We start from the raw sequence: 16,220 nt of genomic DNA, 5'->3' as shown, positions 1-16,220 counted from the left end.
TTATTGAGCAATAACTAAATACTATCCCGAATAGAATAGACTCAACGGAAGCTACGGGACGAGAACGACGACTCAGCCAAAAGCGAACCCCGAGATAGGCCCTCGGGTTCGCGTGGGCTTCCGTGACTGAGGCACGAAAGCCATGTCAGCACACACGGTCGGGGGTATTCAATCCCTCTACGACGGACGTGATAGCGCAGTAACCAGAGAACTCGCTCGGCTTCAGTTTCACTTTCACTGTCCGTACAAGGGTTCGGGCTTTTATATGGCCGACCGTCGGCGTGACGTGATGGCCCCAAAAGAACTCGTTCGCATCGAGAACGAGGTCGATCGTTGGCGCTACGTCTGCCCTCTCGGACATCGTACGTGGGAACCCACGAATCACCATTTCTGGTGTCAGCTCTGCGCTCGTCGAGATGATGTCGACGGCGCGTTCCACGAGCTTCGCGATAAGAAGACGGACGCGCTCCTCGTCCGCCACCAGGTGCAGCTCGTCACCCCGACTGGTCCCTACGACGACGATCTCGACGGTGGTGCACGGTGACGACTTCTGACCTCACCACCTGCCCGCTCTGTGACGCCCCGATCGATCCGGAGCCACCAGACGGGTTCACCCCGTACGCCCGACAGGTGGCTGGCTACCTCGATCACTTCACCGAGGAGCACCCGGACCACGAAATCCTCGACACCCCGGAGGGGTACCTGTGAGCGACGACCTCGAACCGATCTCTCCGGTCGACGCCATCGAGATGTTTCACAGTGCGATGGAGGACGAACACTCGGAGTCGACGCGGCGGAGTGAGTACCACCGGCTCCGTTCCTTCATCCAGTTTTGCGATGAGGAGGGGATCGAGAATCTGAACGAGGTGTCCGGTCGTGACCTCTACCAATACCGCACCTGGCGGAGAGAGGGGAAGGGCGACGGGCGCGATCCGATCAAACTCGTCACACTCAAGAGTCAGCTGGCAACGCTTCGCAGATTCCTCCGGTTCGCTGGCGACATCGATGCTGTCGACCCCGAGCTGTACGAACAGCTCAGCCTCCCGACGATGAAGAACGGGGAGGACGTGTCGGAGACCACGCTCAAACCCGAACGGGTTATCGAGATTCTGGACTACCTCGAAAACGCGCAACCCGCGTCTCGCGATCACATCGTCCTCCTCCTACTGTGGGAGACGGGTGCACGGAGCGGCGCGGTCCGTGGTCTCGACCTCGAAGATTGCGACCTCGACGGAACGCATCCTCGTTTCTCTGGTCCCGCCGTCCACTATGTTCACCGTCCGGAGACGGGAACTCCTCTCAAGAACCACGAGTCGGGGACTCGCTGGAATCGAATCAGTCAGAAAACCGCTCGGTACATCGAGGACTACGTCGAGTATCACCGCGACGATGTGACCGACGAGTACGACCGGAACCCGCTGATCACGACGCGGTACGGTCGACCGGCGGGCAACACGTTTCGGAAAACGCTCTATCGGGTGACTCGTCCCTGCTGGCGCGATGAGGGTTGTCCCCACGATCGGGATATCGACTCGTGTGAGGCGACGAACATCGACCACGCGAGCAAGTGCCCGTCGTCGCGATCTCCTCACGACGTGCGGAGTGGGCGGGTGACCTACTACCGGCGGGAGGACGTTCCGCGTCGCATCGTCGAGGATCGGCTGAACGCGAGCGAGGACATTCTGAGTCGGCACTACGATCGGCGGTCCGACCGAGAACAGGCAGAGCAACGCAGCGACTTCCTCCCAGACCTATGAATCCGGAACCCTACGCCGCGAATAACCGGGTCTCTAGACCCCACTGTGCCCGTACAGTGAGGAGCGAAGCGACGAGCGAACCGGCACGCAGGGGATTCGAACCCTAGAAGTCGCAGCGGCCGAGCGAAGCGAGGCCGACCGTCTTCCTCCGGTTCGAATCCCCTGCGTGCTCATTCACGTCCGTTCACTCGCACGGTGTACCCCCGTTCGCTTCGCTCACGGGGATCCCACCGTGCCCGTACGCGTCGTTCACGGGACCCGACGGTGTCCGTTCGTCGCGCACCCGGATTCTCGACCGCGAACCTGAAACCCCTCCCGACCGTCCGCCCGCACATGAGCGATGAGTACGCAGAGCGGCTCCGCGCGAACCGCCGCGAGAAGGACGAGTTCTTCGCCGAGCATCCGCAGTCGCCGATCCCGCCCGAGCAGCGCGAGGCGTTCGACGGGCTCGACTACTTCCCGCCGGACCCCGACTACCGCGTCGAGGCGACGCTGACCGTCCACGACGACCCCGAACCCGTCGAGATGGAGACGACCGCGAGCAACCCGGTCCGGTACCTCCGGATCGTCACGTTCGCGTTCGAGGTCGGCGGCGACGAGCACACCCTCGCGGGCTATAGGCAGGAGGGCGACGACGGGGCGATCTTCGTCCCCTTCCGCGACAAGACGACCGGCCAGCAGACGTACCACAACGGCCGGTACATGGAGTTAGAGCCGGACGCCGACCTCGTCGACGGCGCGAGCGTCACGCTGGATTTCAACCTCGCGTACAACCCATTCTGTGCGTACAGCGAGACGTTCTCCTGTCCGCTCCCGCCGGAAGAGAACTGGCTCGAAATCGTGGTGCCGGCCGGGGAGCGGACCCCGGACATCGAGTGACGGCGACTCCGAGAGAGACCGGCGGCCGCAGCGCCGCGAGCGCGCCGGCTGCCGCGTGGCCCGGAATTCATTTCACCGGTGCCGACGACGGTCACGTATGATCGACGAGACCGTCGCCGAGATACGGGCGATGCGAACCCACAGCACGTCCGCGGTGGCCGTGAAGGCGACGCAGTCGCTCGCGGAGCTGCTCGATCGGGAGTACGTGACCGTCGACGAGTTCGAGCGCGACCTCGAACACAACGCCGGCGTGTTGCGCCGCTCGAACCCCTCACACGCCGCGCTCCACAACGCGATGCGCGACGTCGAACGCTCCATCGTCGGCGAGGTCACGTCCGTCGAGGCGGCGAAACAGCGCCTCGAAGACGTGATCGCTCGGGTCACCGAAGAGATAGAGACGGCGAAGGGCGAGGCGGCCGCCAACGCCGCCGAACACATCGAAGACGGCGACACCCTCCTCGTCCACGACTACTCGACGACCGTCCTCGAATCGATCGAGAACGCGGCGCGCGACGGCGCGCACCTGACGGTGTACGTCACGGAGGCGCGGCCGCGGACGCTCGGCCGGAAGACGGCGCGCGCGCTCGCCGGGATGTCGCGCGTCGACACCCGGATGGTCGTCGACAGCGCGATGGGGTACGCCCTCCGCGACTGCGACCGCGTCCTGCTCGGGATCACATGTATCACCGGCGGCACCTACTACAACCGGATCGGGACGTTCCCCCTGGTCGTCACCGCCCGCGAACTCGGCGTCCCGGTCACCGCGGTCGGCTCAGGCGCGAAGACCATCGAGGAGTTCCGGTTCGAAAACGAGTTCCGCGACGCCGTCGAGGTGATGCGCGAGCCGGTCGAGGGCGTCACGATCGAGAACCCGAGCTACGACGCGACGCCGATCGGCATGATCGGAACCGTGATCACCGACGACGGCGTCCGGGAGTGAAAGGGGATCTGAAGTGATCCCCGGGTATCACGGCGAGTGAACGGGTCACAAACGCTTTGTGTGTGTACCGTGTTACCATTCATAATGAGCGTGAATCCGGGTTCGGCCGGGGTGTTTCAGGTCCCGAGTGCCGACCCAGCGGTCGCGGAGTGTGCGACCCTCTCGTGTGAGGTGAGTGCGGTGGCGACCGAACCGGGGGCGATCACCGCAGTCGTTCTCGCCGGGGTCGTCGCGTTCCTCGCGTTCACGTACGTTCGCGACGCGACGGAGGCCTGTCGGAGCGAACGCTCCCGTGTGCTGGCCGAGCGGGACGCCTTCGAGTCGTTTGCCGACCGCGTCGCCTCGCTCGAACCCGCGCCGGCGGAGTCGATGACGGCACCCCTCGACGGCCCGGCCGCGAGGGTGCACACCGTCGACAGGGCGGGCGGCGACGTGACGCTCAGGCGCGTGCTCGCGGCGTATAGAGACACCGTGATGTCGCTTCCCCATTACGAACGCGAGTACGACGAGACGCTCCCGGAGAGTCTCGCCGCCGAACTGGGGCCCGACACGGCGACTGCGCTGGCGTCGGACCGAACGCTTTCGGCCGGGGCGCAGTCGGCGCTCGTCAGGCGGAGTCGACAGGCGGCCGAGGCCCGGTCCGCACTGGGAGAGGCTATCAACACCGAGATCGACGCGCTCGGAGCCGTCAAAAGCGATCTTGCTGGCGTGGACCGTCGCCGTCGGCGGCTCGTCGAACACCTCGACGGGATCGATCGCGATCCGACGGACGCCGCCATCGACGTCTGGGAGCGGCTCGACGAACTCGAACGCGAGTGCGACGCGCTCGCCGTCGACCGGCAGACGGCGCTCGACGACCCGCCGCTGCGACCGGAAGCCAGCCTCGGCGTGGAAGACGAGCGAGCCTTCTACGAGTACCTCTACGGACCGACCGAAGGACCGAATCACCCGGTGTTGTCACAGATCGCGGAACTCGGCGATCGGGTCCGATCCGATAAAGACCGCGTGGCGAGGCGGCTCGCTCGCGGTCGGTAGCGGGCTGTCTGTCACGGCGACCGCGCGTCCGTCGACGGAGAGTGTCGTCACGGGAGTTTTATATCCGCAGACGGTCACGCTGCTGGTGGTGGCCATGACGACGTGTTACCCCCACTGAGCCCCTTGTGACGATGGGTTTCGACCGAGCCACCACTTCCGAGCAGTCTGTATCGAGGGCCGCTCGTCGCGCTACGTTCCTACAGATAGCGGAGTGAAAGTGGTCTCTATCGGAGAAACATCCGCGCAGTCGGTCGATCTCGATGCGAAACTGGCGGGTCCGGGGCTGGGTGGATGGAGCCGATGGGTTCGGACCTTGGGATGCGGAACCGGGAGATGTGAAAGCTGGGGGTGTAAAACCGAGTCAGTACGAGGCGGCGCGTTTGTCGAGCCCGGCGGCCTCGATGTCTTCGCCGTCGACGGACGTTCTGAGGACGTCCATCCCGTCGTCGCGGTCGATGTCAAAGTTGCGCGCATACAGGTCGTCGACGCGGTCGTACTCCGCCTCGGAGAGCGGCGGGACGTCACTCGCGGCGCTCCACGCGGCGATGTCGTCTGCGTCGCGGAACGTGGGGGTGACGGAGGCGACCTCGTCGTGTGCGAGTAGCCAGCGGATCGCCGCCTGCGCCATCGTGCGGGTCCCTTCGGCGTGGCCCGGGTCTTCGAGGAAGCGGATCGCCTCCAGCTTCTCCCAGCCCGTCTCGTACCACTCTTTCGGGCGGTGCGAGCGGTGGTCGCCGTCTTCGAGGACGGTGTCCGGCGTGACCTGCTCGTTGAGGAGTCCCGAGGAGTGCGGCACGCGGGCGATGACGGAGGTGTCCGAGTCGGACTCGCGGATCGTCTCGACGAAATGCCGACCGGGCTGTTGTTCGAAGAGGTTGAACACGGTCTGGACCGCGTCGAACTCCTCGTACTCGACGGCGGCGTCGCCCTCGGCGAGCCAGCCGATGGAGGGACCGAGCGCCCAGCCGAGCGCGCGGACGCGACCGTCTGCCTTCCACTCGGCCAGCAGGTCACGGACCGCGGGGGTGACGTCCTCGACGTTCGCGTTGTGGAGCTGGAGCAGGTCGACGTAATCCGTGTCGAGCCGGTCGAGCGAGCGCTCGAACGCGGTTTCGAGGTAGTCGCGGTCGAGTTCCTTGGGGAGTTCGCCGTGGCCGGCCTGCGGGTTGTTGTAGAAGTCGTAGCCGATCTTCGTCGCGAGCGTCACCTCGTCTCGGCGGTCCTGTATCGCCTTCCCGATGATCTCCTCGCTGTCGCCGTGGCCGTACACGTCGCCCGTATCGACGTAGGTGACGCCGGCGTCGAGCGCGTCCTCGACCATGCCGATCGCCTGCTCGTCCGAGCGGTCGCCCCACCAGTCGGTGCCGACGACCCACGCGCCGAAGCCGATCTCCGAGACCTCGACGCCGGAGTTCCCGAGTTCGCGGTGTTGCATACCCGCCTTTCGGGATCGGGACACTTAGCGGGTACGGTTGCTCCCACGAGGCGGTAACGCCGTCGACGACACTCTCTGATCACACCTTCGCACAACCGAATCCCTTTGAGGGATGGCGACGAAGGACGGGCGATGACAAAGCGACATGTGTCCCTGCCCGACGGTGCTGAGGCCGGGGTCCGAGGGTTCATCGACGAGGTGGACGACCGACTCTCCTCGGACGAGGACACCTGCGAGGTCGTGCGAGACACGCTTATCGATCTCCACGGCGACCGCGAGCGCTGGGAGGCGTGGCAGGACGGCGAGTCGGTCTCGAAGGCCGAGCGCGTCCGTCTGCAAGGGTACGATCCGTGTAACGCGACGCTCGAATCGGAGTACTACGCCGAAAAAGACGAGGAGCGCTTCCAGCAGTCGAAGTACCTCCAGTGGCTCTGGCGGCAGTTCGACGCCACGCCGATGGCCGACAACGTCGAGTTCGCGCTCCGGTTCCGCCAGATGCTCGGCAACCACCTGTTCGCCGAGTGCGGCGACGGCTGTCGGTTCTTCAAGGGGATCTCCGTCACCTACGGCCACAACATCGAGGTCGGCGACAACGTCGTGATCCACGACGACGTCCACCTCGACGACCGCGGAAAGCTCACGATCGGCGACCGCGCGTCGATCTCCGACGGCGTCCACCTCTACAGCCACGACCACGACCTCGTCGACCAGACCGAGGTTCGGAACTTCCACACGATCGTCGAGGACGACGCCCGCGTCACCTACGACGCGATGGTCCGGGCAGGCTGCCGGATCGGCGAGAACAGCGTCGTCGGCGCGCGCTCGGTGGTACAAGGGGACGTGCCCGACCACCACGTCGTCGTCGGCTCGCCGGCGCGCAGCGTCCGGGTGAAGCCGGGATGGGAAGAGTCCGCCGACGAACTCGAAGACGGGCGGCTCCCCGACAACCAAGACGACCGCGAGATCGAGTACGACCTGCCCGACGATCTCGACGTGTTCGACGAGTTCCAGCGAGACTTGCGGCCGCCGGAGCCGAAGCAGTAGGTGGGAGTCGGCGTGAGGACGCTGGCCGCGGTGTGTGGTATCACTCGGCAGTACCGTTATTTGCTCGCAGCGCGTACCGCAAGGTGGTGATAGACACATGACAGGAGCGCAGATCCTGATGATCGTCGGCGACTTCGGAGAAGACTACGAGATCATGGTGCCGTTTCAGGCGCTTCAGGCGGTCGGCCACGAGGTCCACGCGGTCTGTCCGGAGAAGGGAGCGGACGACAGCGTCAAGACCGCGATCCACGACTTCCGCGGCGACCAGACGTATCTGGAGGAGCGCGGCCACGACTTCGCGCTCACGCACGGGTTCGACGAGATCGACCCCGCCGACTACGACGCGCTCGTCGTTCCCGGCGGACGCGCACCGGAGTACCTCCGCGGCTACGAGGCGGTGCTCGACGCAGTGCGTCACTTCTTCGAGGCCAACAAGCCGGTCGCGGCGATCTGTCACGGGCCGCAGATCCTCGCAGCCGCGGGCGTGCTCGACGGCTACGAGATGACGGCGTACCCGGCGGTACGGGCCGAGGTGGAGGCCGCCGGCTGTTCGTGGGTCGACGAGGTGACCACGGACGGCAACCTCGTCACCGCACAGGCGTGGCCCGACCACCCCGAGTGGATCGCGGCGTTCCTCGACCTCCTCGGCACGGAGATCGACCACGGCGCGGCGGCGGCGACCGCGGACTGACGCCGCGGCCGCAGGTCAGATCGGTCCCGCAACCGAACCGCTCGCCACCCTGATTTTATGGTGCGTGCTACCGTTGATCGAGGTATGACCGAGAACGACGACCACGCCCCGGTGGACCCGGCGGACGCGGCCGAAAACGGAGGCGACGCGCCCTCGCGGCTCGGTCGGGTGCTCCTCGGGATCGGTCTCGCCGCGCAAGCGTCAGAGGACTTCCGCGACATGGACGACACGATCGGGTACGCCGAGTCCGCCGGCGTCCCGTTCCCGGAGGTCGCCGCGCCGCTCGCCTCGGGAACGATGGTCGCCGCCGGCGTCGGCATCGCGCTCTGGCGGCTCCCGCGGGTCGCGACCGGTGCGGCAGTCACGTTCCTCGTCGGCGTGACCGCGACGATGCACGACTTCTGGAACGCCGACGCGAACGACAAAAGCGGCGAGCGGCTCGCCTTCTTCGGCAACCTCGCCATGCTCGGCGGGGCGCTGGTGTTCCTGCGAGAGGCGTATACGTAGGAACCCGTCTCGACCCCGCGACAACGCCGCCCTCAGAGGTCGCCCGCGTCGAGCGGGTCTTCGAGCTGGCCCATCACCGCCTCAAGCGCGTCTGTCGCGGTCACCAGTCCGACGACCTCGCCGTCCCGAATCACGAGCGCGAGCTCCTGTCCTTCCGCCTGAAACTGGTCGAACGCGGCGCTGACGCTCGTCTCCGCCGCGATCGTCATCGGCGGGGCGGCGATCTCAGCGAACGTCAGGTCACCCTCTCGAAGATCCTCGAAGTGGCTCACGATCGACGGCGCGTACACGATCCCCTCGAAGTCGGTGAGATCGGACCCGACGAGCGGGAACCGGCTGTGTGGCGTGTCGCGGATTCGGTCGAGGTTCTCCGTCGGGGAGGCTTCGGTCGACAGCGCGACGACCTCATCGGCCGGGGTCAAGACCTCCGCCACCGCGACCTCGTCGACGTCGAGCGCGTTCAAGACCTCCTCGCGGCGCTCTGCCGGGAGGTCGACCTCCTCCATCATCGATCCGAGACGGCTCCGAAGCTGCGCGCGCGACTCGACGACGTCCTCTTCGGCGTCGGTCCACGCGCCGGTCATCTCGACGCCGAACAGCCGGAGCGTCGCCTTCGCCACCCAGTCGCCAGCCTTGATGAGCGGCGAGATGAGCCGCGCGAACCAGTACAGCGGCCGCGCGCCGTACTCGGCGACCTGTTTCGAGCGTTCGACGCCGAGGTACGTCGGCGTCTGCTCACCGTGGGTGAGGTGGACCATGTTGATGAGAAAGAAGGCCAGAAGCGAGCCCGCCCCGGCGGACGCGAGCGCGGTGTTCTCGAACACGGGAGAGAAGAGCGCCGCGAGCCCCGGCTCCGCGACGATACCGAGCGCGATCGACGTCCCGGATATCCACACCTGACAGGTCGTGAGATAGAACTCCAGGTCGTCGGTCATCTCCCACGCCCGCCGTAACCCCGGCGTGTCGATCTCCGATTCGGGGTACTGCCTGAGCCGGGTCAGCCCGAACTCGACGGCGACGAAGTAGGCGTTGATCAGAATGAGGGCGGCACCGGCGAGCACGCGGAAACCGATCTCGACCGGAGGCATGGCTGCGAGCGGGGTCATCGTTCGACACTCCCCGCGCGCGAGTGAAAAGCGTTGAGGAGCCGCCCGTCGGGGTCGCTTCCGTCGCTCATCGGTGAGCGCGCTACTCGTAGTCCTCGTACGTCGGCAGCCCCGCTTCCGGGGGGAACTCCTCGACCGGAACGGTCGTCTCGTCGCCGCTTTCCATGTCTTTCACCGTGTATTCGCCGTTCTCTAAGTCGCGCTCGCCGACGATCACGACCGTCTCGGCGTTGATCGAGTCGGCGTAGCCGAGCTGTGCGCCAAACGAGCGGCCGGAAACGTCCTCCTCGACCACCACGCCGTCGTCGATCGCGCGAAGATCGCGGGCGAGTGCGGCCGCTTCGGCTCTCGTGTCGCCCACGCTCAGGACGTAGTAGTCGGTGGAGAGCGCCTCGTCGGGCCAGACGCCGGCGCGCTGACAGAGCAGTTTGAGAGTGGCGTGGCCGGGGGCGACGCCGACCGCGGGCGTGGGCTGGCCGCCGAAGCTCTCGATCAGGTCGTCGTAGCGGCCGCCGCCGAAGACGGAGCGGGACACCTCGCCGGTCGAGTCGAAACACTCGAAGACGACCCCGGTGTAGTAGTCGAGCCCGCGGGCGGTCGTGAGCGATATCTCACAGAACTCGCCTGCGCCGAAGTCGTCGGCGGCGGCGAGCACGTCGCGGAGGTTCGAGACGGCGGCCTCGACGTCCGCGCCGCCGGCCTCGGCGACCGCGTCGAGGTCTGCGGGAGTGTCGACGTCCGAGATGAGATCGTCGAACTCGCGGGCGGTCGCGCGGTCGACCCCGGCGTCCGAAAGCAGGCCGAGGTACTCGCCGTCGTCGACCTTGGCGCGCTTGTCGACGGCGCGGATCGCGGCCGCCGTGTCGACGTCCTCGGGGTCGGCGGCGAGCGCCCGAACGAGCCCGCCGAGGATGTCGCGGTGAGAGACGCGGAACTCGAAGTCGTCGGCGGTGAGGCCGAGATCGGTCAGGGCGTCCGCGGCGACCGCGAGCACCTCCGCGTCCGCCTCCGGTGCCGAGGAGCCGAAGATGTCGATGTTCGTCTGGTAGAACTCGCGGAACCGCCCCTGCTGGACCTGCTCGTAGCGCCAGAACGGGCGAGTCGACACCCACTTGATCGGCTTCGACAGCTCCTGGCCCTTCGCGACGACCATCCGGGCGACGGTGGGCGTGAGTTCGGGCGTCATCGCGACACCGCGGCCGCCCTTGTCCTCGAAGGCGTACAGCTCTTCGACTATCTCCTCGCCCGACTTGTCGACATACATGTCGGTCCGTTCGAGCGCCGGTGTCGCGATCTCGCGGAACCCGTGGCGGCTCGCGGCGTCTTCGATCGCGTCGGTCACTGCCCGGCGGGCGGACTGCTCGCCCGGGTAGAAGTCGCGAAATCCTTTCAGTCCGTCGTGCATGGACGCGGGTTCGGCGACCGACCGCTTGAAAGCATCCTTTCGAAGCCTCCTCACGCGGCGTCGAGAAGTCGTCGCGTGGCGGGTCGAGACCGACGCACACACACCGTCGTCCAGTTCAGTCGTCGTCCGTCGCCGCCGCGGGCTTCCGGCGGTCGTCTCGCGGTCCGGCGATATCGACGGCGGGAAGCATGTCCCGCAGGTATCGCCCGGTGTGAGAGTCGTCGTCGCGGGCGACCTCCTCGGGAGTACCGCCCGCGACGAGCTTCCCTCCGCCCTCGCCGCCCTCGGGACCGAGGTCGATCACGCGGTCGGCGTTCTTCACGAGATCGAGCTCGTGTTCGATGACGACGACCGTGTTGCCGCGGTCGACGAGGCGGTGTAACACGTCGATCAGCTTCCGCTCGTCCTCCTTGTGGAGCCCCGTGGTCGGCTCGTCGAGCAGGTACAGCGTGTCGCCGGTCGCGCGCTTACCGAGTTCCTCGGCGAGCTTGACGCGCTGGGCCTCGCCGCCCGAGAGCGTCGTGGAGGGCTGGCCGAGTTCCATGTAGTCGAGTCCCACGTCTTTCAGCAGCTTCAGCCGCCGTTTGAGTCCCTGGTGGCTCTCGAAGAAGTCGTACGCCTCCTCGACGCTCATGTCGAGCACGTCGGCTATCGTCTTCCCCTTGTACTCGACGTCGAGCGTCTCGTCGTTGTACCGAGCGCCGCCGCACTCCTCACAGGGGACGTACACGTCCGAGAGGAAGTTCATCTCGATCTTGACGGTGCCCTGCCCGCCGCACTCCTCACAGCGGCCGCCCTTCACGTTGAAGGAAAACCGGCCCTTCTCGTAGCCGCGCCGCTTCGCGAGCTTGGTCTCCGCGAACAGCTCGCGGACGTGGTCGAACACGTCGGTGTACGTCGCGGGGTTCGAGCGCGGCGTGCGCCCGATCGGCGACTGGTCGATGAGCCGCACCGTCTCGATCTCGTCTATCCCCTCGATCGCGTCGTGCTCGCCCGGGTCGACGCTCGTGTTGTCGTTCATCTCGCGGGCGAGCCCCTTGTAGATGATGTCGTTGACGAGCGTCGACTTCCCGGAGCCGGAGACGCCGGTGACCGCGGTGAGCGTGCCGAGCGGGACCGCCACGTCGAGGTCCGCGAGGTTGTGCTGGCGCGCGCCGCGAACGACGAGTTCGCCGTCCGGGTCGCGCCGCTTGTCGGGCACCGGTATCTCCTTCCGGCCCGCGAGGTAGTCGCCCGTGATCGACTCGTCGGCGTCGATCACGTCGTCGAAGTCCCCCTGTGCGACGATCTCGCCCCCGCGTTTGCCCGGTCCGGGCCCCATGTCGATGATCTCGTCGGCCCGGCGCATCGTCTCCTCGTCGTGTTCGACGACGATCAGGGTGTTCCCCAGGTCGCGCAGGCCGGTGAGCGTGTCGAGCAGCCGGTCGTTGTCGCGCTGATGGAGCCCGATCGAGGGCTCATCGAGCACGTACAACACTCCGACGAGCCCCGACCCCACCTGCGTCGCGAGCCGGATCCGCTGGCTCTCGCCGCCGGACAGCGTCGAGGCCTCGCGGTCGAGCGTGAGGTACTCCAAGCCGACCTCCTCCATGAATCCGAGCCGCGCGCGGATCTCCTTTAGGATCTCCGTTGCGATCGTCGTGTCGCGCTCGCCGAGGTCCGCCTCCAGCCCCTCGAAGTGCGCGCGGGCGTCGGCGATGGACATGCGGTTCACCGCGGTGATCGGCGTGTCCGCGACGAGGACGTGTCGCGACTGCTCTTTTAGCCGCGTGCCCTCACACTCCGAACACGTCGTCACGGCCATGTACTCCTCGATGTGATCGCGAGCGCGCTCGGAGTCGGTCTCTACGTGGCGGCGTTCCAAGTTTGGGATGACGCCCTCGAACCGCTCGGTCTTCTCTCTGGTGCCGTTCTTCGTGGTCCACTCGAAGTGAACCAGCCCGTCGGTGCCGTAGAGGAACTGTCGCCGGACCGATTCGTCGAGCTCCTCGAAGGGGGTCGAAAGCGAGACGCCGAAGTGGTCGGCGACGTTGTCGAGCTGTCGGGAGTAGTAGGTCCGGTCGTAGCTCCACGGCTCGAAGACGTGTTTGAGGGGTTTCGAGGGATCCTCGATCACGAGGTCCTCGTCGACCTCCTTCGTCGAGCCGAGCCCCTCACACTCCGGACAGGCACCGTACGGGCTGTTAAAGGAGAACGAGCGCGTCTCGAGGGCCGAAAACTGGAACTCTGAGTTCGGGTTGCCGAGCTCCTCGGAGAACTCCACGACGAGCCGGTCGTCGCCGTCGGCGTCCTCGGCGAGCGATCCCGTCGAACGTGCGTTGGAGGCGAACGGCGTGTCCGCCGGCGGATCCGGAACGATCAGCTTGAGGGTGCCGCCGGCCTCTTCCAGCGCGGTCTCGACCGAGTCCGTGATCCGCGAGCGAGCCTCCGGACTCACCATCACCCGGTCGACGATCACGTCTATCGTGTGGTCGTAGTTCTGGTCGAGTTCGGGATCGTCGAGCGTCAGGTCCACGGGCTCGCCGTCGACCTCGACGCGGGCGTACCCCTCGCTAACGAGGTCTGCGAACAGGTCCTCGAAGGCTCCCTTCTGGTCGCGGACGACCGGCGCTGCGACCTTCGCGCGGGTACCCTCGGGTAACTCGAGGATCTGGTTTACCATGTCCTGGGCCGACTGCTCGCCGACCTCCTCGCCGGTGAGTGGGTCGTACTGGGTGCCGATCCGGGCGTACAACAGCCGGAGGTAGTCGTGCAGTTCGGTGACGGTCCCCACGGTCGAGCGGGGGTTGTTCGCGGCGTTCTTCTGGTCGATGGAGATGGCCGGCGAGAGCCCTTCTACCGACTCCACCTGCGGTTTGTCCATCTGCCCGAGGAAGTTGCGGGCGTACGCCGACAGCGACTCGATGTATCGGCGCTGTCCCTCGGCGTAGACGGTGTCGAACGCGAGCGACGACTTCCCCGACCCGGAGAGCCCGGTGACGACGGTGAACTGCTCCCGCGGAATCCGGACGTCGAGGTCCGAGAGGTTGTGTTCCTCCGCGCCGCGGACCTCGATGTAGTCCTTGCTCATTTCACCGTCTCTTGCGGTCGCGCGCGGGAATACTCGTCGGTCGTAGAGAGGGCGTCACGCGTGTCGGTCGTCACCGTCCGACGAACTCCGCCGGCGGCGAGAGGTCGCGACGCCCGCCGAGCGTGACGGCGAAGAGGACGCCGACGCCGACGCCGTAGGCGATCATCAGCGGCACCGTCGCGAGTAACATCGTGACTACGTCGGCCGGGGTGAACACCGCCGCGACGAGCATGATGCCGATGAGGACCTCGCGCCAGCGCTCGCGGAAGGCGCGGTACGGGATGCCGGCGTTGTTCAACAGGATCATCGCGATCGGGATGTCGGCGAGGAAGCCGATCCCGATCGTGGTGTAGATGACGAGCCAGAGGAAGTCGCTCACCTGATAGGTGATGATCATGTTCGCGAGCTCCGCGTCCGTGACGAGCCATCCGATGAGCCCGGGCGCGATGTACGCGTAGCCGAGCGCGAAGCCGCCGATCATGCCGGCACCGAGCGCGCCGGCCCAGAGGTACACCTGATAGATCCGGCCGGCGACGAAACCGCGCTCTCGCAGCGCGGGCCACGCGTAGTAGAGGAGCACCGGGAACACGGCGATGACGCCGAGCAAGAGGGAGAACTTCACCATGAATATCAGCGCCTCGACGGGGTGGAGCGTGATGATGTTGATTCCTCCCTCTATCTGGGCGGGAACGCGGCGTTCGAGGTCGTTCCGGACCGTCGCGAGCCCGCCGAGGTACAGCCACGTGAACGCGGCCGCCATCACCGCGCTGAAGACGGCGACGAGCCGGAAGGAACGCGACCGCAGCGAGTCGAAGATGAACTTCAGGTCCGTGTAGTAGCCGCCGATGTCGTCCTCGGCCTCGTCTTCGTTTCCGTCCGTAAGCTCCGAGAGGAACGTCGTGCTCGCGCGGGAGGTGCGGTCCTGCATCGATCCCACGAGTCCGTCGTCGCCGGAGCCGCCGCCGCCCGCACCGCCACTCTCTCTGCTCTCGTCCACCGAATCGGCGTCGCCCGCGTCGTCCGCCGCGTCGGCGACCGCGTCGTATCGGTCGAGGATCGCCTGCGCCTTCTCTGGGTCGTCGTCGTCCATAGCGGCCTGCGCGAGGCCGAGCGACTCCGATTCGTCCATCTGCGCGAAGACGTCGTCGGGGGCGGCGCGGACCCCGGCGGCGTCGAGGTCGGCGATATCGACCGCGGTCGGGTCGCCGTACTGATACCCCGGGCTGGTCGTGTCGAGGTCGGCGTAGACGGCCCACAGCGTCGCGACGGCGACGAACATGAGCGCCCACGCAGCGGCGTAGACCGCGATTCCGGTGGCGGGACCCACGCCGAGGCCCGAACCGGGGTCGAGGAACCGCCAGTCGCTGTTGGCCAGCCGGAGGAGCCCGTTTACGGCCGCCCGGCCGCCGTACTCGTAGAAGGCGTACACGAGTCCGCCGCCGAGGACGGCCGCCCCGCCGACGACGTTCCAGTGGGTTCGGGCCGCGCCGAGCACGTCGATGCGGTCCGAGCTTCGCTGGGCGGTGACGACGAGCTTCGCGAGGTAGAGGCTGAAGCCGTACAGCGCCACGAGCGGGAACGCCCACATCAGCTGCGTGAACGGGTCCGGCGGCGAGAAGACGGCACCGAAGACGAAGATGGCGACCACCGCGTAGCGCCACTTGTCGCGGAACGTCTCGTATTGGACGATACCCGAGTAGGAGAGCCCGGTGATGAGAAGCGGCATCTGGCCGGCGAGCCCGAAGGACAGCGAGAGGAAGACGATGAACTCCGTCCACATCACGATGGAGTAGGTCGGCTGGATGCCGGCCTCCAGTCCGAATCCGGCCAGAAACGAGAACATGATCGGGAAGAAGGCGTAGACGCCGTAGGCGACGCCGACGCCGAAGAGCCCGGCTCCGAGGAGCGCGATTCCGGCAAGCTTCCAGCGCGGTATCGGCGACTGCGGCCACGCGCCGCGGGCGCGAAGCTCGGTGCGAGAGACGTAGACGAGCGCCGGGAGGGCGGTGATTGCGCCGACGATGAGACCGATCTTCGCCTGCAGCAGGATCACCTCGAAGGGGGTCGTCGCGATGACGTCCGCCTCGGCGGCCACCGAGGGGGACATGTTCGATTTGGTGACCGTGTACAGGAACTCCCAGACGAACGTGCGGAGCGCCCAGAACGTCGCGAGGAAGCCGAGGAGGAAGACGACGAACACCTTCTGGAGGTCCTTCTGGATCGACCGAAGGAACGTCTTCGCCGACTCGCGACCCTCCGCGAGCGACTGCTGGGTATCCTCGTCGAGGGCACTCGCCATACGGGAGTCGAAGTCCGTCGCCGTTATCAACCTTTTCGACCGCGTGCGGGTG

At 66.6% G+C, this 16,220-nt stretch carries 14 protein-coding genes; 8 read left to right on the top strand and 6 right to left on the bottom strand.

Annotated elements, in window-relative coordinates:
- Positions 1–145: 145 nt before the first annotated feature.
- The gene (locus EP28_RS14195; RefSeq protein ID WP_155118465.1) at positions 146–481 is read right to left on the bottom strand and encodes a hypothetical protein; all 336 of its coding nucleotides are present in this window, start codon (positions 479–481) and stop codon (positions 146–148) included.
- 59 nt (positions 482–540) lie between these two features.
- Between EP28_RS14195 and EP28_RS14190 the strand changes: the two genes are divergently transcribed.
- The 5 genes from EP28_RS14190 to EP28_RS10265 all read left to right on the top strand — a co-directional run bounded on the left by EP28_RS14190 (position 541) and on the right by EP28_RS10265 (position 4,611).
- Positions 541–708, top strand: coding sequence for a hypothetical protein (locus tag EP28_RS14190; RefSeq protein ID WP_155118464.1), 168 nt, complete (start codon positions 541–543; stop codon positions 706–708).
- Complete coding sequence (locus EP28_RS10280) at positions 705–1,757, top strand: tyrosine-type recombinase/integrase (protein WP_230455332.1); 1,053 nt, start codon at positions 705–707, stop codon at positions 1,755–1,757. Before EP28_RS14190 ends, EP28_RS10280 begins: the two co-directional genes overlap by 4 nt.
- 333 nt (positions 1,758–2,090) lie before the next feature.
- A complete protein-coding gene (locus tag EP28_RS10275) occupies positions 2,091–2,636 on the top strand; it encodes a DUF1684 domain-containing protein (RefSeq protein ID WP_049983936.1) in 546 nt (181 codons plus the stop codon).
- 97 nt (positions 2,637–2,733) lie between these two features.
- Complete coding sequence (locus EP28_RS10270) at positions 2,734–3,576, top strand: eIF2B alpha/beta/delta subunit family protein (RefSeq protein WP_049983935.1); 843 nt, start codon at positions 2,734–2,736, stop codon at positions 3,574–3,576.
- Positions 3,577–3,660: 84 nt separating this feature from the next.
- The gene (locus tag EP28_RS10265; protein WP_049983934.1) at positions 3,661–4,611 is read left to right on the top strand and encodes a DUF7260 family protein; all 951 of its coding nucleotides are present in this window, start codon (positions 3,661–3,663) and stop codon (positions 4,609–4,611) included.
- Positions 4,612–4,972: 361 nt separating this feature from the next.
- Here EP28_RS10265 and EP28_RS10260 read toward each other — a convergent pair whose 3' ends face one another.
- Positions 4,973–6,046: an aldo/keto reductase gene (locus tag EP28_RS10260; protein WP_049983933.1), complete on the bottom strand. Its 1,074-nt coding sequence runs from the start codon at positions 6,044–6,046 to the stop codon at positions 4,973–4,975.
- Positions 6,047–6,178: 132 nt separating this feature from the next.
- Here EP28_RS10260 and EP28_RS10255 point away from each other — a divergent pair, with 132 nt between their 5' ends.
- The 3 genes from EP28_RS10255 (at position 6,179) to EP28_RS10245 (ending at position 8,288) form a co-directional block, all read left to right on the top strand.
- Entirely contained in the window at positions 6,179–7,090 is a 912-nt protein-coding gene (locus EP28_RS10255; protein WP_049983932.1) for an acyltransferase, read from the top strand.
- A 97-nt stretch (positions 7,091–7,187) separates the two neighbouring features.
- Positions 7,188–7,781 (top strand): DJ-1/PfpI family protein, encoded by a 594-nt coding sequence (locus tag EP28_RS10250; protein ID WP_049983931.1) that lies wholly within the window; start codon positions 7,188–7,190, stop codon positions 7,779–7,781.
- A gap of 84 nt (positions 7,782–7,865) precedes the next feature.
- Positions 7,866–8,288 carry a DoxX family protein gene (locus EP28_RS10245; protein WP_049983930.1) on the top strand — a complete coding sequence of 141 codons (423 nt, stop codon included), beginning with the start codon at positions 7,866–7,868 and terminating at the stop codon, positions 8,286–8,288.
- Positions 8,289–8,320: 32 nt separating this feature from the next.
- Here the strand turns inward: EP28_RS10245 and EP28_RS10240 are convergent, their stop codons facing one another.
- From EP28_RS10240 to EP28_RS10225, 4 genes are all read right to left on the bottom strand, one after another.
- Positions 8,321–9,394 carry a CNNM domain-containing protein gene (locus EP28_RS10240; RefSeq protein WP_049983929.1) on the bottom strand — a complete coding sequence of 358 codons (1,074 nt, stop codon included), beginning with the start codon at positions 9,392–9,394 and terminating at the stop codon, positions 8,321–8,323.
- Between the two features lie 82 nt (positions 9,395–9,476).
- Positions 9,477–10,799: a histidine--tRNA ligase gene (hisS, locus tag EP28_RS10235; protein ID WP_049983928.1), complete on the bottom strand. Its 1,323-nt coding sequence runs from the start codon at positions 10,797–10,799 to the stop codon at positions 9,477–9,479.
- 115 nt (positions 10,800–10,914) lie between these two features.
- Entirely contained in the window at positions 10,915–13,869 is a 2,955-nt protein-coding gene (gene uvrA / locus EP28_RS10230) for an excinuclease ABC subunit UvrA (protein ID WP_049983927.1), read from the bottom strand.
- Positions 13,870–13,939: 70 nt separating this feature from the next.
- Positions 13,940–16,168 carry a twin-arginine translocase subunit TatC gene (locus EP28_RS10225; RefSeq protein ID WP_049983926.1) on the bottom strand — a complete coding sequence of 743 codons (2,229 nt, stop codon included), beginning with the start codon at positions 16,166–16,168 and terminating at the stop codon, positions 13,940–13,942.
- Positions 16,169–16,220 lie beyond the last annotated feature (52 nt).

This window comes from Halorubrum sp. BV1, from assembly GCF_000746205.1.
In the GTDB taxonomy this organism is placed as follows: Archaea; Halobacteriota; Halobacteria; order Halobacteriales; family Haloferacaceae; genus Halorubrum.
Note: the sequence above shows the minus strand (reverse complement) of the source record. Positions and strands in the feature narration are given on the sequence as shown.

Bases quoted from the DNA above. Each gene is read 5' to 3' on its own strand.
- EP28_RS10265 (WP_049983934.1), top strand. From the start codon at position 3,661: ATGAGCGTGAATCCGGGTTCGGCCGGGGTGTTTCAGGTCCCGAGTGCC.
- EP28_RS10250 (WP_049983931.1), top strand. From the start codon at position 7,188: ATGACAGGAGCGCAGATCCTGATGATCGTCGGCGACTTCGGAGAAGAC.
- EP28_RS10275 (WP_049983936.1), top strand. From the start codon at position 2,091: ATGAGCGATGAGTACGCAGAGCGGCTCCGCGCGAACCGCCGCGAGAAG.
- EP28_RS10240 (WP_049983929.1), bottom strand. From the start codon at position 9,394: ATGACCCCGCTCGCAGCCATGCCTCCGGTCGAGATCGGTTTCCGCGTG.
- hisS (WP_049983928.1), bottom strand. From the start codon at position 10,799: ATGCACGACGGACTGAAAGGATTTCGCGACTTCTACCCGGGCGAGCAG.
- EP28_RS10255 (WP_049983932.1), top strand. From the start codon at position 6,179: ATGACAAAGCGACATGTGTCCCTGCCCGACGGTGCTGAGGCCGGGGTC.
- EP28_RS10270 (WP_049983935.1), top strand. From the start codon at position 2,734: ATGATCGACGAGACCGTCGCCGAGATACGGGCGATGCGAACCCACAGC.
- EP28_RS10245 (WP_049983930.1), top strand. From the start codon at position 7,866: ATGACCGAGAACGACGACCACGCCCCGGTGGACCCGGCGGACGCGGCC.
- EP28_RS10260 (WP_049983933.1), bottom strand. From the start codon at position 6,046: ATGCAACACCGCGAACTCGGGAACTCCGGCGTCGAGGTCTCGGAGATC.
- uvrA (WP_049983927.1), bottom strand. From the start codon at position 13,869: ATGAGCAAGGACTACATCGAGGTCCGCGGCGCGGAGGAACACAACCTC.
- EP28_RS10225 (WP_049983926.1), bottom strand. From the start codon at position 16,168: ATGGCGAGTGCCCTCGACGAGGATACCCAGCAGTCGCTCGCGGAGGGT.